This window comes from Haloprofundus halobius (genome assembly GCF_020097835.1).
Lineage (GTDB): Archaea > Halobacteriota > Halobacteria > Halobacteriales > Haloferacaceae > Haloprofundus > Haloprofundus halobius.
The window spans coordinates 1,595,692-1,611,305 of sequence record NZ_CP083666.1 but is presented as its reverse complement, the minus strand read 5'-3'; the positions used below and the strand labels follow the sequence as shown (position 1 = coordinate 1,611,305).

The following is a 15,614-nucleotide window of genomic DNA, read 5'->3' as shown; positions in this document are numbered from 1 at the left end:
CGAGCGCACGTCCGGTTTCAGTACTGTCCGAGCACGCCGAGTCGTCGCGCCCGACGGCTCGCCCGACCGAAGACGTACGTGCCGACGGCGAGGTACGCGGCGGCGGTCAGCGTCAAGACGGCGAGGTCGAGGAGCGAAAACTGCCAGAGTTGCGTGCCCTGCGTCATCGCCTCGCGCAGCAGCGCGCTCCCCTGCGCCAGAGGGAGGAGTCGAAGCGCCGGAACCGCGTCCACCGGCGCGGCGATGAGCGCGACGAACGCGAACTGAATCAGCTGAAACAGGTTCTCGATGCGCTTGTAGACGAGTGCGAGACCCGCGAAGGCGAAGCCGACGCCGAGCGCCGAGGCGATGGTGAGCACGCCGAGGGGGACGACGGTCAACAGGTCGACCGAGAGCGACTGCCCGGTCGTCACGAGCATCGACAGGAGAATCACCGCGCCCCACAGCAGGCTAAAGCAGACGTTCACGGCCGCTTTCGCCGCCATCACGCGGCCGAACCCGAACGGCGACATGAACAGTTGTTCGAGGGTCCCCCACTGCGCCTCGCGGGTCACGTCCCACGCCAACCCCGAGTAGGCGACGATGGTCATCGTAAAGAGGAAGAATCCGACGATGATGGCGGCGAGCGACTCGCCGAACGCCGCACCACCGACAGCCTGTCCGCCAAAGAAGATGAGCGCGAAGAAGACGTACAACCCGAACAGTTGCGAGATGGTGTTTATCGGGTACCGAACGAGTAGCGTGAACTGCTTTCGAGCGATGGCGACGAGCAGTCGGAGCCACGGCCGAACACCGGACGTGACGACCGGTTCCGCCGTCCTCGGCGACTCGCTCACGCGTCGCCTCCGTCGGGTGGCTCGCCCGCGTCGACGGCCATCGGCGACCGACTCGGGCGACCCGGTTCGTCTCTCCCCCGGTCGGTCAGTCCCAAGAACACGTCCGCGAGGTCCGGGTCGACGCTGTCGATGCGCCGAAGCGAGACGCCGTGTTCCCGGAGGACGCCCAGCAGGTCGTACAGTCGGTCGCCGTCGGCGACGGAGACGGTGACGCGCGTGCGGTCGATTCTCTCACCTTCGCCGAGGCGCTCCCACCCCGTCGCCTCGTACGCCGATTCGAGCGTCTCTCGAACCGTCGGCGGTACCTCGCCGCCGAGGACGAGGCGGTACGACTGCGTCCGAAAGAGGTCGATGAGGCTCTCGACGGTGTCGTCGGCGACGATTCCGCCGTCGTCGACGATGACGACGCGGTCGCAGACGTCCTCGACGACGGCCATGTCGTGGCTGCTGAGGACGATGGTCATCGACTCGCGTTCGGCCAACCGCCGCAGTTCCCGGCGGAGTTCGAGCGAACTCTCCACGTCGAGACCGAGCGTCGGTTCGTCCAGAAACACCACGTCCGTCCCCCGAGAGAGCGTCGCCGCCAGCGTCGCCTTCTGCTTCATCCCGCGCGAGAGGTCGTTGACCGCGGTGTCCGCCTTCTCGGCGAGGCCGAGTTGCTCCAAGAGGCGGTCCTGTCTCCGGCGGGCCTCGGCGCGCTCTTGGCCGCCGAGACTGGCGAAGAAGTCCAGGTTCTCTCTGACCGACAGACGCCAGTAGACGTTGCGCGCGCCCTCCAGCATCGCGGCGACGCGGCGGTACGCCCGGCGCGTGTCGCTGTGTACGTCGATGCCGTGGATACTGACTTCGCCCGCCGTCGGGACGATGAGCCCCAACATGCATTTGATAGCCGTCGTCTTCCCCGCGCCGTTGGGACCGAGAATTCCGACGACGGTGCCCGCTTGCACGTCCAGCGAGAGGTCGGAGACGGCGCGGACGCCGCCGCTCTCGGCGTCACCGTACACCTTGGTGAGATTCCGGACGGAGATTGCCGGCGGGGACCCTGTGCCGTCCATGCCGGAACTGACGACGGCGACGGCTTAACCGTTTGCCGGGGAGCGGTTCGTCGGCGACGCTCGGTGTCGCCCGCGGTCGCGTGTCGAAGACGGTTTACTCGCGGCGGCCGACGGTGAGACGATGAGACCGAACGAGACGGTCGGACTGTTCTTCCTCGTCGTGGCGGTGGTGTCGGTCGTTCTCGCGGCGCTCCCGGTCGCCTCGTGGTGGCCGCTGTCGCGGCCGATTCCCATCCTCGCGTGGGCGGTCATCGGCCTGCTCATTCTCGCCTTCGAGCGGCGAAATCGACGAAAGAGTCGGTGATGCGTCGTCCGCACCGGACGGCGAAGTCGGCTACGGTGCAGCGGCCGACCCCGTCCAATGCGAGACGACCAGTCCAACGTTGCCCCAGTCGTACAGCAACCAGAGGCCGAGAAGGAGCGCAAGCGCGCCGCTGACCCGGTACCAGAGGGCGCCCGTCTCGCTCAGTTCCGAGTCGTTCGTCACCGACAGCCGGTGACGCATCCTGAACATCGTCTGCGGTCGGATGACGCCGAGTACACCGACGGCGACGGCGTAGAGACCGACGACGATTCCCAGCGGATCGAGGGCTCCGAGGACCATAAACCGAGATTCTACCGATCGAAAATAATCGTTTCGTTGGACCGCCCATCGGTGTGACTATTGGACTGCGAATCGGTGCGGCGGGCGCATCGGTGCAACGGGCGCGTCGCGTGCGTCGCATTCGCCGCCGTCACTCGACTACTGCAACCGTTTCGTCGTCTCGATGAGCGGGTGGCGGGCGTAGTCGACGATGTCGATGTCGTCGATAGAGGTGAGCCCCTCCTTCTCGGCGGTGCGCTGCATTCCGAGTTCCACCACGTCGTCGATGACGATGACGTACGCGTCCATCTCGTCCATCTCGGAGCGAACGGCGGCGAGCACGCGGTGGTGGCCGTCGGCCAGAAGTAGCGTCCCGTCGTTGTCGATGACGACGAGCGGTTCGGCGAGGCCGCGTTCGAGTTCGTACCGGCGGCCTTCGAGTTCGTCGGCGTAGACGCGCGCCTGCGTCGGGATGAGCGACGAGATGGAGACCAGTCGGCGTTCCTCGTGGACCGGGACGTCGTGAATCTGTTCGAGCGTCCGCATCAGTTTCCCCACCTTCTCGGGAGTCGCGCGCTCTATCTGGCTCCGAATCACGTCGGTGTTGGAGATGATGCCGACGAGGTTGCCCGCGTCGTCGACGACGGGGAGTTTCTGGATGCCCGACCGGAGGATGACACGGGCGGCGTCGGTGAGCTTCATCTCCGGGTGCGCGACGATGATGTCGTCGGTCATCACGGTGAAGATGGGGGCGTCGTTGTCGGTCATCAGGATATCGCGGGCGTTGACGAACCCCTCGACCTTCCGGCCGTTGCAGACGGGAAAGCCGTTGTGGCCGTCGCTCTCGATGATGCGGCGGGCGACGTCCGCGACGGTGGCGTCCGGTGAGACGGTCGACACCTCCCGCGTCATGTACTCTTTCACCGTGGCGTTCCCCGACATAGGCGGCGATACGCGAGCGGGAAGCAAAAGCGTGGTGTCGGTCGCTTCGCCGCGACGAGGGCTACGTGCGGTCGTCCGGCGGAAACTCCAGCGCCAACTCCTCGGCGTCGCCGACGCCCACCGAGGGCGCGCTGCCGAGCGTCTCGAAGAATCGGCCGCTGACGATGCCACGGACGATGTCGGTCAGCGACTCCTTCGAGTCGTCGTCGACGTCTTCGAGAATGCCCAGCGGCAGTTGCGCGCCCGCCATGTCGGCGTGGCCGCCCGCGCTACCGATCTGGCCGAGGGCGTCTCTGAGCGTCTCGCCGAGGTCGACGTCCGCGCCGCGTGCGCGTCCGGAGACGTAGACGGTTCCGTCCTTGTAGCCGTAAACGAGCGACACCTGGACACCCTCCATGTCGAGCAGTCGCTCCGCCGCCTGTGCGAGCGCGTCGCGGTCGTTCACCTCGCCGACGCAGGAGGCCAGCGCACCGCCGCGAATTTCGCGGTTGCGGATGGCGCGGGCGATGGTCTCGAACACGTCCGCGCTCATGCTCGGGGTCTCGACGCGTTCGAGCACCGAGACGTCGACGCGTTCGAGCAGGTACGCCGTCGCCTCGAAGTCGGTCTGTGACACCTCGCGGGTGAAGTCCTTGGTGTCGACGCGGATACCGTACAGCAGCGCCGTCGCGACCGTTCTGTCGAGTTCGCGGCCGAGTCGTTCCAGATAGTCGGCGAGCAGCGTGCTCGTCGCGCCCACCTCGTCTCGGAGGTCGACGAAGCGCGCCTCCACGGGTGCGCGCGGCGGGTGGTGGTCGATGACGATGTCGACGACCGTGTCGGGGTCCAACCCGTCGTTGACGCCGGGGCGGGAGTGGTCGACCAGCGCGATACCCGCGTAGGGGTCCAGTTCCGCCGGCGACTCGACGTTTCGCATCGAGAGGTCCAGCAGGTTGACCAGCGCGCGGTTCTCCTGGTGGGATATCTCGCCGAAGTAGCAGGCGTCGGCGTCGACACCGACGAACCCGGCGATACGACAGAGGGCGATGGCGCTCGCGATGGCATCGGGGTCGGGGTTGTCGTGCGTGACGACGGCGAGCGGACCGTCCAGCTCGCGCAGCACCGAGAGCAGTCGGCGGAGGCGGCGTGCGGGTTCGCGGTCGACCATCTCGACGACGTAGTCTGTCAGCACTGCCGTCGCGTCGACGACGCGGTCGGCGGCCTCGTTGAGGTCCTCGACGCAGTCGGGGTCGACTTCGACGCCCGCGTACGACATGACCTGCACCTTCGGGTAGTGGTGCTTCGCGCTCTCGACGGCTTTGATGTTACACTCGGCGTCCTCGCCGACGACGAGGATGATGTCTGCGCTCGGTGGGTAGTTACTCGGGTCGGTCGGGTCACCGTGGGTCGCCCGGATGCCTTCCTCGCGCAGCGACGTCACGCGCTCTCGGTCGTCGGTGACCACCCGAACGTGGCCGGGGTGCTCCGAGAGCATCTCCAGCATCGCGTGCCCGACCGGTCCGCAACCGAGCAACAGCCACCTCACCATACCGGACGTTCGGTCGCCTCGGGGGAAAACCCTACCGTCCTCGGCGCGCGGACGAAGTGGTGCGTCCGCTCACGGTCGCGCGAAACGAGCGGAAAATCCGACAGAAACCCGACCGAAGTCGAGGAGGTCGAAACGCGAACTCAGGCGAACAGCGTCGCCGCGACGGTCTGTGCCGTCTCGATGACCGGCGGGAAGCCGGGCAGGAGCAACACGGTACCGACGGCGGCGAGCATGACGGCGGCGTACAGCCCGACGGGCTGACTGCCGAGTTCGAGCGACCCGCTCGGGTCCTCTATCCACATCGCCCGCACGACGCGGCTGTAGTAGAACAGCGACAGCACGCTGTTCAGTGCGCCGACGGCAGCGAGCCACCAGAAGCCGTTCTCGATGGCCTCGAAGAACAGGAAGTACTTCGAGAAGAAACCGCCGAACGGCGGGAGTCCCGCGAGGCTGAACATGAAGACGGTCATCGCGAGACACGCGACCGGAGCCTGCGTCGCCAGGCCGTTGTAGTCCTCGAACGTCCGGCCGATTCCCCAGCGCTCCACCATCGCGATGAAGAGGAACGCGCCGGTGTTCATGAAGCCGTAGACGAACAGATGCGCCATGCTCGCGCCGAGCACGTTACCGTTGGCGCTGCCGCCCGCCGAGAGCGCGGCGAGACCGATGAGCGCGTAGCCGGCGTGACCGATGCTGGAGTACGCGAGCATCCGCTTGACGTTCTCCTGGGTCGCCGCGGCGAAGTTGCCGAGCGTCATCGTGACGACGGCGAGAATCTGGAACGCGAGCACCCAGTTGATGCCCTCCGGAATCGTCGCCAGCGGGAACGCCTCGACGAACACGCGGAAGGCGACGGCGAACCCAGCGGCCTTCGAGGCCGACGAGAGGAACGCCGACACGGGCGCGGGCGCGCCCTCGTACGCCTCCGGCGCCCAGAAGTGGAACGGGACGGAGGCGGTCTTGAACGCGAAGCCGCCGGCGACCATCAGCACGCCGAGACCGGCGACGCCGACGAGTTCGCCCTCGCCGGCGAGCGCCTCGGCCACATCGCTGAAGATGAGCGACCCAGTGGCGGCGTACACGAGGCTGATACCGAACGTGAGCACCGCCGCTGAGAGCGCGCCGATGAGGAAGTACTTCAGCCCCGCCTCGACGCTGCCGCGGTTCTTCTTGAGGTACGCGACGAGCACGTACGACGGCAGCGAGGAGAGTTCGAGGCTGACGAGCACCGTCGCGAGCGAGTTCGCCGACGCCATCAGCGCCATCCCGCTGGCGGCGAACAGCACCAGCGAGTAGAACTCGCCTTGGTTCTCGTGCCCGAGCAGGTAGTCGTAGCTGGCGATGGTGACCATCACGACGACGCTCGTGAAGATGGCCGTGAAGAACAGGCTCATCCCGTCGACGACGATGGCCTCGGCGAACAGCGTGATCTCGCCGCCAGTCTGACCGGTGCCGGAGGCGAGATACCACGCGGTCACCGCCAGCGACGCGGCGGCCCCGAGCGTCGAGACGCCCGCCAGCAGCGCGCTGTCGGTCGTGTCTGGGTCGATACTGTCGATGAGCAGAAGCAAGAGGCCCGTCCCCGCGAGGATGAACACCGGCGCGAGCGCCGTCCACTCGGGTGGCTGTCCCGCTTGGAGTGGCGTCGTGAGCGCGGTGAGCGCGGTGAGCGCCGTCATTGCAGCACACCTCCGATGACCGGGTCGACTGCGTCGGTGATCATACTGAAGAATATCTCCGGTGCGACGCCGAGCGCGATGATGCAGATGAGCAGCACCGCCAGCGGCAGCGTGTCGTGCAGCGGTGCCGGACCGACCTCGTAGTCGGTGTCGAGGCGGAACGGTCCGAACAGCGTCCGCTGCATGGCGAACAGCAGGTAGCCCGCGACGATGACGATGCCGAACATCGCCGCCGCGGTGAAGATGGCGAGGCCGTTACCCGCGATGACCGTCGACTGGAACGCGCCGGTGAAGATGAAGAACTCCGCGGCGAATCCGGCCATCAGCGGCAGACCCATGTAACCGAACGCGCCCGCGATGAGGATACCCGTCGTGACGGGCATCCGGTCTGCCATCCCGGACATGTCGCCGACCATCCGGGTGTGGGTCGTGTTGTAGATGACGCCGACCGACATGAACATCAGTCCCGAGATGAGGCCGTGGGCGACCATCTGGAACGTCGCGCCGCCGACGCCGTAGGCGGTGTAGGCGACGAGACCGAGGATGACGTACCCCATCGACGAGACCGACGAATAGGCAACGATGCGCTTGAGGTCCTGCTGTGCGAGCGCGAGCATCGCGCCGTAGATGACGCTGATGACCGCGATGGCCGCGATAACGGGCGCGTACTCGACGGCGACCTCCGGCAGCATCGTGAAGTTGAATCGCAGCAGGGCGTAGGTCCCCATCTTCAGGAGCACGCCCGCCAGCATCACCGACACCGGCGTCGGGGCTTCGACGTGAGCGTCCGGCAGCCAGGTGTGCACCGGGACGACCGGCACCTTCACCGCGAACCCGAAGAACATCGCCGCGAAGGCGACGACTCGGAGCGTGTTCGCGTCGAGGCCGTAGAACGACCCGAGGTCACCGGCGCGAAGCGCCTGCGCAACGTCGGGCAGCGCGAACGACGACGTCGAGTCGCCGAGGCCCAGCACGAGCGCCATGAAGCCGATGAACATGATGAGCGACGCCGCGTTCGTGTAGACGAAGAACTTGATGGCAGCGTACTTCCGGCGCGGGCCGCCCCAGACGCCGATGAGGAAGTACATCGGCACGAGGACGGCTTCCCAGAAGATGAACCAGAGGAAGAAGTCCAGCGCCGTGAACACGCCGAGCAGGTTCGCCTCCATGAACAGCATGAGGCCGAAGAACTGCGACTGGCGGTGCTGGATGGGCGTCCACGCGCTCACGATGGCGAGCGAGGTGAGCACCGTCGTCAGCACGACCAGCGGCAGGCTGATGCCGTCGACGCCGACGTACCACGAGATCTCGTAGCCCGCGACCTGCAGCCACGGGATGACTGTCTCGAACGCGGTCTGGCCGCCCTGCAGCAGGGCGTTGCCGGACGCGTCGAACTGCGACCACATGTAGAGGCTCCCGAGGACGGGAACCAGACTGAGCGCGAACGCGCCGCGGCCAGCGAGTCGGTCCGGGAGGACGAACGTGACCAGCGCGGCGGCGAACGTGAATGCGATGAGCGCTTCGATTATCATACGAACCAACCTCCGTCGATGCCGAGAATGACGAGCAACGCGATGAGCCCCAGCGTCAGGAGCGCCGCGTAGTTACTGACCACACCCGTCTGGATGCGGCGGACGCGACTCCCCGACAGCAGGCTGACGCTGGAGATGCCGTTGACGACGCCGTCGACGACACCCTGGTCGAACTTGTCGGCCGCCCGCGAGAAACCGCGAGTGACGTCGTTCGCGAGCCAGACCTGGTACTCGTCCTGGTAGTAGTTGTTGAATAGTACGGTTTTGGCGTCCCCGAGGCGGTCGGTGTGTTCGACCGGCGACGGGACGTTGTACAGCGAGTAGGCGAGTCCCGCGCCCGCCAGTGCGAGCGTGAGCGAGACGGCACCCGAGATGAGCGCCGTGCCGAGTTCACCGCCGACGATGGTGCCGACGCTGTAGTCGGCGTAGGCGTGAGTGAGTTCGCCGTAGTGCTCGCTCGTGAGGCCCGAGGGACCGTGCGCGAGCCAGTCGTGCAGGAACTCGATCTCCATACCCGTCAGCTTCGCCACCGGAACCATGTTGATGAAGCCGGCGACGACGGCGAGCACGCCGAGGACCGCGAGCGGCCCTTTGACGTTCCAGCGGACGCCGTGGGGGTTGCGCGCCGTCTCCGTCCGCGGCTTCCCGTGGAAGGTCAGGAAGACCATCCGGAAGGTGTAGAAGCCGGTGAAGAAGACGGCGAGCAGTCCCATCGCCCACGCGCCGAACAGCAGTGGACTGCCGCCGAGGCCGTGGACGAGCGCCTCGTACAGCACCTCGTCTTTCGACCAGAAGCCCGAGAACGGGAAGATGCCGGCGAGCGCGAGCGATCCCGCGAGGAACGTCCAGTAGGTCACCGGCATGCGCTCTTTGAGGCCGCCCATGTCCCACATGTCCTCGTTGTGGTGCATCGCGATGATGACCGACCCCGCACCCAGGAACAGGAGCGCCTTGAAGAACGCGTGTGTCATCAGGTGGAAGGTCGCGGCGATGTAGCCGCCCGAACCCAGCGCGAGCATCATGTAGCCGTACTGGGAGATGGTCGAATACGCGAGTACCTGTTTGATCTCGCGCTTGACGACGCCCATCGTCGCCGCGAACAGGGCGGTGAAGCCGCCGATGAACGCGATGATGGCGAGCGTCGTCGGGGAGAGCGCGTAGAAGCCGTACATCCGCGCGACGAGGTAGACGCCGGCGGCGACCATCGTCGCCGCGTGGATGAGCGCCGACACGGGGGTCGGACCCTCCATGGCGTCGGGCAGCCACGTGTGCAGCGGGAACTGCGCGGACTTGCCCACCACGCCGCCGAGGACGAGCAGGCCGATGACGGTGAACCACGCCTGCGGAGCGAGTCCGAAGAACGTGGTCACGTTACCGCCGCCCTCGCCCGCGAGCGCCGCTTCCGCGAGCGCCGGGAAGCTCCCGTCGCCCGCGAACGCCGCCGTGCCGAACGTGGCGAAGACGGCGACGACGCCGACGAGGAAGAAGTAGTCACCGAAGCGCGTGACGAGGAACGCTTTCTTCGCCGCGCTCGGCGGCGCTTCCTCGCGGAACCAGAAGCCGATGAGCAGGTACGAGCAGAGCCCGACCAGCTCGAAGAACATGAACGCCATCAGCAGGTTGTCCGCGACGACGAAGCCGAGCATCGACGCCGAGAACAGGCCGAGACCGGCGTAGTACCGCGGGAGGCCGGTCTCGCCCTCGTCGTTCATGTAACCGAGGCTGAACACGTGGACGAGGAACGCGATGAGCGTGACGATGAGGAGCATCATCGACGACAGCGGGTCGATGAGCAGTCCGAACGTCAGTTCGAACGGAAGTTGCTCCGCGCCCGCCCACGTGTACAGTGTCTGTCGAAGCGTTGCGCCGCCCGCTACCGTCAGTACCGTCCATATCGAGAGCAACAGCGACCCTGCGGTGGCCGTGATGCCCGCGAGCGCGCCCCCTTTGGGCATGTACTTGCCCGCGAAGAGCGCGATCAGGAACGAGAAGAACGGCAGGAGCACGATTGCCGGAACGAAGTCGAATGCACCTACCATAGTTACCACCTCATCGACGTCGCGTCCGTCACGTCTACGTCACCGAAGTTGCGGTAGAGCGCGAGGATGATGCCGATGCCGACGGCGACCTCCGCGGCCGCCAGCGCCATCGTGAACAGGCTCAGCGTCTGGCCCGTGACGTTGCCCCAGTAGACGGAGAACGCGACGAGATTGATGTTCGCCGCGTTCAGCATCAACTCGACCGACATCAGGAACAGCAGCGCGTTCCGACGCGTGAGGATGCCGAACAGGCCGATGCAGAAGATGGCCGCCGAGAGCAGCAGATAGTACTGCGGCGGAACCATCAGCGGTCACCTCCCGCGGTCGTGTCGTCGTCAGTGGACGTACCACCGTCCGCTCGCGCGGCGGGACCGCGTCCGTCCGTCGGCTCGCCGCCGCTCGTCGGGTCGTCGCTGCGAACGTCGTCGACCAGCGCGGTCACGACTTCGCCGGCCTCCTCGCGCTTTGCGAGGTAGACGGCGCCGTCGATGGCGACGTCGAGCGCGATGGCCATGATGAGAAACGCCGCGAGGAAGCCCTCGGCGCTCACTATCTGTTCCTCCAGTTGGTTCGCCGAGATGTCGAACATCGCGTAGCCGATGCTGGCGACGATGCTGACGTCGGCGGGGAACCCTTCGGGGGTTCCGAACTCCGCCTGCAGGAATACGACTGCCATCAGGACGAACAGGCCGAGGGCGGCCAGCCCTGGAAGCAGATTCGAGTCGTCGTTCAACTGCGGTTTGGTCGTCATGTGCTACTCACCTCCGGGTCGGTCCGCGTGAGCATCACGGCGAACGTGATGAGGATGAGGACTCCGCCGACGTAGACGAGCACCTGCATCGCTGCGAGGAATTCCGCCTGCAGCATCACGTAATGAACCGCGACGCTCAAGAGCGCGCCCCCGAGCAAGAGTGCGGAGTGCCAGATATCCCGCACGAGGACGACGCCCAGGCTGCAGCCCACGGTTATGAGGGCGAACAGCGCGAACGCGAGGGTTTCATAAACCATTGTGTGTGTCTCCTTGAGGTATCCGTTTGAAGGTTTCGAGAACGTACGACACGCCCGACTTCGGGCGCTTCGCTCTCGATTACTGGTAGTCGACCTCGCCGTCTCCCTCGCCGACCCACGCGTCCCGGTCGGGGTTGCGCGAGTTGAGGGGGTCGATTCCCTTGTACCAGGGGACGTTCTTGAGCTGTTCTTTGTTGTAGACGAACTCGTTTTTCGTGTCCGCCGTGAACTCGAAGTTCTGCGTGAGCAGGATGGCGTCGACGGGACAGACCTCCTCGCAGAGTCGGCAGTAGATACACTGCCCGATGTGGAGGTTGTACTGCTCGCCGTTGCGTTTGTCGTCCATCACGATCTGGATCGTGTCGTTCGGACAGACGTTCTCGCACTGGCGACACCAGATGCAGCGCTCCTGGCTGAACTTGTGCACGCCGCGGAACCGCGGGCTCACCTCAGGGGCGACGTCCGGGTACTCGACGGTGAACGTCTGGCCGTCGAGGGCGTGTTTCATCGTCGTTGCCATCGATTTCAGGATTCCGATCATGCTATCACTCCCACGATGATGGCCGTGAGCACCAGGTTAGCGAAGGAGAGCACGAGCATCCCCTTCCAGCCGATGTCGAGCAGTTGGTCGATGCGGACGCGCGGAATCGCCGAGCGCGCCCACTGCGTGAACAGGAACACCGCCCAGATCTTGATGAGGAACCAGACGAAGCCCGGGATCACGTTGAGCGCCGCGATGGGCGCGGCCGGGCCGCCGAGGAACAGCGTCGCGATGAGCGCGCCGCCCAGGAAGATGTGCAGGAACTCCCCGAGGTAGAACAGCACGAAGTAGACGCTGGAGTACTCGGTCTGGTAGCCGGCGACGATCTCCGTCGGCGCTTCCGGGATGTCGAACGGGTTGCGGCCGATCTCGGCCATGTTGGCGACGAGGAACAGCACGAACGCGAACGGGTTGACGAACGCGAACCACTGCGGAATCGTCAGGCCGCCGCCGAGAGCGACGAGCGGCTCGCGCTGGACGGCGACGATCTCGCTCATCTGGAGCGTGCCGGTGAAGATGACCACCGACGCCGCCGTGACGATGAGCGGAATCTCGTAGGCGATGTTCTGTGCGACCGCGCGAAGCCCACCCATCAGCGAGTACTTGTTGTTCGACGCGTAGCCGCCCATCACGAGCGACAGCGACGCGATGGAGGCGACGGCGAACGCGAAGACGAGTCCCGTCTCGGGGTCGGCCAGTTGGATGCCGCTGCCCATGGGGATGACGGCGAAGCCGAGCAAAGCCGACGCCGGCAGGATGATGGGCGCGAGGTCCCACGCCGGGCGGTCGACGTTCTCGGGAACGACGAGTTCCTTCGAGAGCAGTCGCACCGCGTCGGCGACGATGATGAACAGGCCGAACGGCCCGATGCGGTTGACCGCGATGCGGTCGGTGAACGCCGCGGTTATCTTCCGCTTGGCCCACGGACCGGCGACGGCGGTCATCGTGAGCATGATGTTCGCGATGAGAAACGCGGCGATGAGGCCGCCGACCACCTGGCCCAGCAAGCCGTCGCCGAGGCCGAGGAGGTTCGCGATGGTCTCCGGCAGCAGTACCGGTCCTTGCTGCAGTAGCGTCATCGGTCGACCTCACCGAGTACGATGTCGAGGCTGCCGAGCGACGCGATCATGTCCGGTACGTACTCGCCGTTCGACATCTCCGGCAGCGTCTGGAGGTTCGAGAAACACGGACTCCGAATCTTGAAGCGACCGGGTTTCTCTGTCCCGTCGGCGCGGATGTAGATGCCGAGTTCACCTTTCGCGCCTTCGACGGCGCGGTAGATTTCGGTGTCGTCCTCCGGACGGAGGGTCCGCGGCACGTTCGCCTGGATGGTGCGCTCGTCCTCGGGCCAGTCCTCGAGGATGTCGATACACTGTTCGATTATCTTCGCCGACTCCTCGACTTCCTTCATCCGGACGAGCAACCGCGAGTAGTTGTCACAGCCGTCCTCGACGACGACGTTCCAGTCGAGGTTCTCGTAGTAGCCGTAGGGGTCGTCGCGGCGGAGGTCGTAGTCGACGCCGGAGCCGCGAAGCACCGGACCGGTCGCACCGTAGTTCTTGGCGACCTCGGGGGGCAAGACGCCCGTCCCGATGGTGCGCGACTGCAGAATCTCGTTGCCGGTGATGAGGTCGTGGTACTCTTCGAGCGCCTCCGGCAACTCCTCGAGGAAGTCGCGGGTCTTCTCGAAGAACTCGTCTCGCGGCTCGGGGAGGTCCCAGACGACGCCGCCGAGGCGGAAGTAGTTGAACATCAGCCGCTGACCGGTGAGGTCTTCGAGGATGTTCTGGGCCTTCTCGCGGTCCCGGATGGCGTACATGAAGATGGCCGTGAAGTCGCCGTAGACGTCGAGTGCGAACGTGCCGACCGCCAGCATGTGCGCCGCGATGCGACAGAGTTCGGCACTCATCGTCCGGATGACCTGCGCGTACTCCGGCACCTCGATGTCCGCGAGGTCCTCGGCCGCGCGCGCGTACGCCCACTCGTTGAGCAGTCCCGCCGAGATGTAGTCCCAGCGGTCCGGGTACGGCATGATCTGGTACCGGTAGGTGCCCTGCTGACACATCTGCTCCTCGCAGCGGTGCAGGTAGCCGATGTCGGGGTCGACGTCGGCGACCTGCTCGCCGTCGAGCGTACACTTGAGGTGGAGCACCCCGTGTGTCGCCGGGTGGTGCGGCCCGATGTTGAGGTACATCGTCTCCGAGTCCTGGTCGTCCTTGTGGTCCTGCTGAAGCGGGTTCGCGTGCTCGCGGAGCGCGACGACCTGCGGGCGTTCCTGGTCGTAATCCTTCGCCAGCGGGTGGCCCTGCCACGTCTCCGGCAGGAGGATGCGCCGCATGTCGGGGTGGCCCTCGTACTCGATGCCGACGAGGTCGTACGCCTCGCGCTCGTGCCAGTCGGCGGTCCGGAACACCGGTTCGGCCGTCTGGCTCGCCGGGTTATCCTTCGCCGTAGGGACGACGACGCTGACCTCCTGGGTCGGGTCGTCGAACTTCTTCAGGTGGTAGATGGACTCGTAGCGGTCCGTCCGCTCCTCGGCGGTGACGCAGGAGAGGTGGTCGAACCCGGCCTCGTTCTTGAGCAACGAGAGCGTCTCCTGGACCGCGTCCGGCGGGATGACGAACCCGGGCGCGTTGACGTGTTTCTCGCGTCCGATGACGAGGTCGCCGAGCAGCTCGGCGAGTTCGTCGGCGCTGTGGCGCTGGACGCTCGCGCTCTCGGGCGTTTCGGGTCGTTCCAGGCTCATGGCGAATCGGCCCAGTTATACCGCATCACGAGGTCGTCCGTATCGATTTCCTGTGCGAGTTTGTCGACGATCTCGTCGCGTTCGAGGTCGCCGAACTGTTCGAGCTCGTACGGTTTGACGACCACCGGTGAGCTCTCGCCGTTGGCGATACGCTCCTGGAGTTTGGCGACGCCGTAGACGAGCGCTTCGGGCCGTGGCGGACAGCCGGGGATGTGGATGTCCACGGGGATGACCTCCTCTGCGCCCTTGATGACGTTGTAGCCCTCCTGGAACGGGCCGCCCGAAATCGTACAGGAGCCCATGCCGACGACGAACTTGGGTTCGGGCATCTGGTCGTAGACGCGCTTCATCCGCGGCGCGAACTTCGAGACGATAGTGCCCGGCACGATGATGACGTCGGCCTGTCGCGGCGAGGCACGGGGAACACCCGCACCGAAGCGGTCGAGGTCGTGTTTGACCGCGTAGGTGTGCATCATCTCGATGCTGCAGCAGGCGATGCCGAACTGCAGCATGAACATCGACGACCCGCGGACCCAGTTCATGAACTTGTCGAACTTCGTGAGAATGAACGGCGAGGACCCGAACGCTTCCCGAAGCTTCGAGTTGAAGCGGTCGTCCGCGCCCGCCATGCGGGCGTCGCGGGTATCGGTCAGTACTTGTGAATCGTCTGTGACGAATGGCTGGTCGCTACTCATGATTGCCTCTCAGTCTTCCGACGGGTCGCACGCGGGCTTTTGACCCACTCGACCGCGCCGTTGCGCCACGCCCAGAGGAGACCGACGACGAGAATCCCGACGAAGACGAGCATCGGCGTCAACACCGCTGCGAGACTGACACCCTGCTCCAGAGCGGAGCGATAGATGACGGTCCACGGGAAGATGAGGACGGTTTCGATGTCGAAGACGACGAACAGCAGCGCAACCATGTAGTACTGTATGTTGAACTGGATGCGCGCGCTCCCCGTCGGAATCTCACCGCTCTCGTAGGTGGCACTCTTTCCTTGTTCCGGCACACTCGGGCGAAGTATCGCCGACACCGCCATCATCCCAATCGGGATGCCGATGCCGACGACCGCCAGTGCGCCGATGGCTATCCATGGATTCATACCGGTGTTTCCAACGTCCG

General features: G+C 65.7%; 17 protein-coding genes. 1 reads left to right on the top strand and 16 read right to left on the bottom strand.

What is annotated here, in order from left to right:
- Positions 1–17: 17 nt before the first annotated feature.
- Positions 18–836 (bottom strand): ABC transporter permease, encoded by an 819-nt coding sequence (locus LAQ74_RS08440; RefSeq protein ID WP_224337118.1) that lies wholly within the window; start codon positions 834–836, stop codon positions 18–20.
- Positions 833–1,891 carry an ABC transporter ATP-binding protein gene (locus tag LAQ74_RS08435; protein ID WP_224337115.1) on the bottom strand — a complete coding sequence of 353 codons (1,059 nt, stop codon included), beginning with the start codon at positions 1,889–1,891 and terminating at the stop codon, positions 833–835. The genes LAQ74_RS08440 and LAQ74_RS08435 overlap by 4 nt, the downstream gene beginning before the upstream one ends.
- Before the next feature lie 121 nt (positions 1,892–2,012).
- On the opposite strand from LAQ74_RS08435, the gene LAQ74_RS08430 reads away from it, so the two are divergent.
- Entirely contained in the window at positions 2,013–2,195 is a 183-nt protein-coding gene (locus LAQ74_RS08430; protein WP_224337113.1) for a hypothetical protein, read from the top strand.
- Between the two features lie 30 nt (positions 2,196–2,225).
- Here LAQ74_RS08430 and LAQ74_RS08425 read toward each other — a convergent pair whose 3' ends face one another.
- From LAQ74_RS08425 to LAQ74_RS08360, 14 genes are all read right to left on the bottom strand, one after another.
- Positions 2,226–2,495, bottom strand: a complete 270-nt coding sequence (locus LAQ74_RS08425) for a DUF6199 family natural product biosynthesis protein (RefSeq protein WP_224337110.1) — start codon at positions 2,493–2,495, stop codon at positions 2,226–2,228.
- Positions 2,496–2,633: 138 nt separating this feature from the next.
- Positions 2,634–3,416: a CBS domain-containing protein gene (locus LAQ74_RS08420; protein ID WP_224337107.1), complete on the bottom strand. Its 783-nt coding sequence runs from the start codon at positions 3,414–3,416 to the stop codon at positions 2,634–2,636.
- Positions 3,417–3,477: 61 nt separating this feature from the next.
- Positions 3,478–4,944, bottom strand: coding sequence for a DHH family phosphoesterase (locus tag LAQ74_RS08415; protein ID WP_224337094.1), 1,467 nt, complete (start codon positions 4,942–4,944; stop codon positions 3,478–3,480).
- A gap of 140 nt (positions 4,945–5,084) precedes the next feature.
- Positions 5,085–6,623, bottom strand: a complete 1,539-nt coding sequence (locus LAQ74_RS08410; RefSeq protein ID WP_224337092.1) for an NADH-quinone oxidoreductase subunit N — start codon at positions 6,621–6,623, stop codon at positions 5,085–5,087.
- Complete coding sequence (locus LAQ74_RS08405) at positions 6,620–8,155, bottom strand: complex I subunit 4 family protein (RefSeq protein ID WP_224337089.1); 1,536 nt, start codon at positions 8,153–8,155, stop codon at positions 6,620–6,622. The genes LAQ74_RS08410 and LAQ74_RS08405 overlap by 4 nt, the downstream gene beginning before the upstream one ends.
- Positions 8,152–10,194, bottom strand: a complete 2,043-nt coding sequence (gene nuoL / locus LAQ74_RS08400; RefSeq protein ID WP_224337086.1) for an NADH-quinone oxidoreductase subunit L — start codon at positions 10,192–10,194, stop codon at positions 8,152–8,154. The genes LAQ74_RS08405 and nuoL overlap by 4 nt, the downstream gene beginning before the upstream one ends.
- A gap of 2 nt (positions 10,195–10,196) precedes the next feature.
- Positions 10,197–10,499: an NADH-quinone oxidoreductase subunit NuoK gene (gene nuoK / locus LAQ74_RS08395; protein ID WP_224337077.1), complete on the bottom strand. Its 303-nt coding sequence runs from the start codon at positions 10,497–10,499 to the stop codon at positions 10,197–10,199.
- Complete coding sequence (locus LAQ74_RS08390; protein ID WP_317987387.1) at positions 10,499–10,945, bottom strand: proton-conducting membrane transporter; 447 nt, start codon at positions 10,943–10,945, stop codon at positions 10,499–10,501. The genes nuoK and LAQ74_RS08390 overlap by 1 nt, the downstream gene beginning before the upstream one ends.
- Complete coding sequence (locus LAQ74_RS08385) at positions 10,942–11,202, bottom strand: NADH-quinone oxidoreductase subunit J (protein ID WP_224337074.1); 261 nt, start codon at positions 11,200–11,202, stop codon at positions 10,942–10,944. Before LAQ74_RS08385 ends, LAQ74_RS08390 begins: the two co-directional genes overlap by 4 nt.
- 79 nt (positions 11,203–11,281) lie before the next feature.
- A complete protein-coding gene (locus LAQ74_RS08380; RefSeq protein ID WP_224337070.1) occupies positions 11,282–11,743 on the bottom strand; it encodes a NuoI/complex I 23 kDa subunit family protein in 462 nt (153 codons plus the stop codon).
- The gene (locus LAQ74_RS08375; protein WP_224337068.1) at positions 11,740–12,822 is read right to left on the bottom strand and encodes a complex I subunit 1/NuoH family protein; all 1,083 of its coding nucleotides are present in this window, start codon (positions 12,820–12,822) and stop codon (positions 11,740–11,742) included. The genes LAQ74_RS08380 and LAQ74_RS08375 overlap by 4 nt, the downstream gene beginning before the upstream one ends.
- Positions 12,819–14,489 (bottom strand): NADH-quinone oxidoreductase subunit D, encoded by a 1,671-nt coding sequence (locus LAQ74_RS08370; protein WP_224337066.1) that lies wholly within the window; start codon positions 14,487–14,489, stop codon positions 12,819–12,821. The genes LAQ74_RS08375 and LAQ74_RS08370 overlap by 4 nt, the downstream gene beginning before the upstream one ends.
- Positions 14,486–15,184, bottom strand: a complete 699-nt coding sequence (locus tag LAQ74_RS08365) for an NADH-quinone oxidoreductase subunit B (RefSeq protein WP_224337064.1) — start codon at positions 15,182–15,184, stop codon at positions 14,486–14,488. Before LAQ74_RS08365 ends, LAQ74_RS08370 begins: the two co-directional genes overlap by 4 nt.
- Positions 15,181–15,594, bottom strand: coding sequence for an NADH-quinone oxidoreductase subunit A (locus tag LAQ74_RS08360; RefSeq protein WP_224337062.1), 414 nt, complete (start codon positions 15,592–15,594; stop codon positions 15,181–15,183). Before LAQ74_RS08360 ends, LAQ74_RS08365 begins: the two co-directional genes overlap by 4 nt.
- Positions 15,595–15,614: the final 20 nt, after the last annotated feature.

Excerpts from the sequence above, each read along its gene's own strand:
- LAQ74_RS08435 (WP_224337115.1), bottom strand. The coding sequence starts at position 1,891 with ATGGACGGCACAGGGTCCCCGCCGGCAATCTCCGTCCGGAATCTCACC.
- LAQ74_RS08430 (WP_224337113.1), top strand. The coding sequence starts at position 2,013 with ATGAGACCGAACGAGACGGTCGGACTGTTCTTCCTCGTCGTGGCGGTG.
- LAQ74_RS08425 (WP_224337110.1), bottom strand. The coding sequence starts at position 2,495 with ATGGTCCTCGGAGCCCTCGATCCGCTGGGAATCGTCGTCGGTCTCTAC.
- LAQ74_RS08420 (WP_224337107.1), bottom strand. The coding sequence starts at position 3,416 with ATGTCGGGGAACGCCACGGTGAAAGAGTACATGACGCGGGAGGTGTCG.
- LAQ74_RS08415 (WP_224337094.1), bottom strand. The coding sequence starts at position 4,944 with ATGGTGAGGTGGCTGTTGCTCGGTTGCGGACCGGTCGGGCACGCGATG.
- LAQ74_RS08410 (WP_224337092.1), bottom strand. The coding sequence starts at position 6,623 with ATGACGGCGCTCACCGCGCTCACCGCGCTCACGACGCCACTCCAAGCG.
- LAQ74_RS08405 (WP_224337089.1), bottom strand. The coding sequence starts at position 8,155 with ATGATAATCGAAGCGCTCATCGCATTCACGTTCGCCGCCGCGCTGGTC.
- nuoL (WP_224337086.1), bottom strand. The coding sequence starts at position 10,194 with ATGGTAGGTGCATTCGACTTCGTTCCGGCAATCGTGCTCCTGCCGTTC.
- nuoK (WP_224337077.1), bottom strand. The coding sequence starts at position 10,499 with ATGGTTCCGCCGCAGTACTATCTGCTGCTCTCGGCGGCCATCTTCTGC.
- LAQ74_RS08390 (WP_317987387.1), bottom strand. The coding sequence starts at position 10,945 with ATGACGACCAAACCGCAGTTGAACGACGACTCGAATCTGCTTCCAGGG.
- LAQ74_RS08385 (WP_224337074.1), bottom strand. The coding sequence starts at position 11,202 with ATGGTTTATGAAACCCTCGCGTTCGCGCTGTTCGCCCTCATAACCGTG.
- LAQ74_RS08380 (WP_224337070.1), bottom strand. The coding sequence starts at position 11,743 with ATGATCGGAATCCTGAAATCGATGGCAACGACGATGAAACACGCCCTC.
- LAQ74_RS08375 (WP_224337068.1), bottom strand. The coding sequence starts at position 12,822 with ATGACGCTACTGCAGCAAGGACCGGTACTGCTGCCGGAGACCATCGCG.
- LAQ74_RS08370 (WP_224337066.1), bottom strand. The coding sequence starts at position 14,489 with ATGAGCCTGGAACGACCCGAAACGCCCGAGAGCGCGAGCGTCCAGCGC.
- LAQ74_RS08365 (WP_224337064.1), bottom strand. The coding sequence starts at position 15,184 with ATGAGTAGCGACCAGCCATTCGTCACAGACGATTCACAAGTACTGACC.
- LAQ74_RS08360 (WP_224337062.1), bottom strand. The coding sequence starts at position 15,594 with ATGAATCCATGGATAGCCATCGGCGCACTGGCGGTCGTCGGCATCGGC.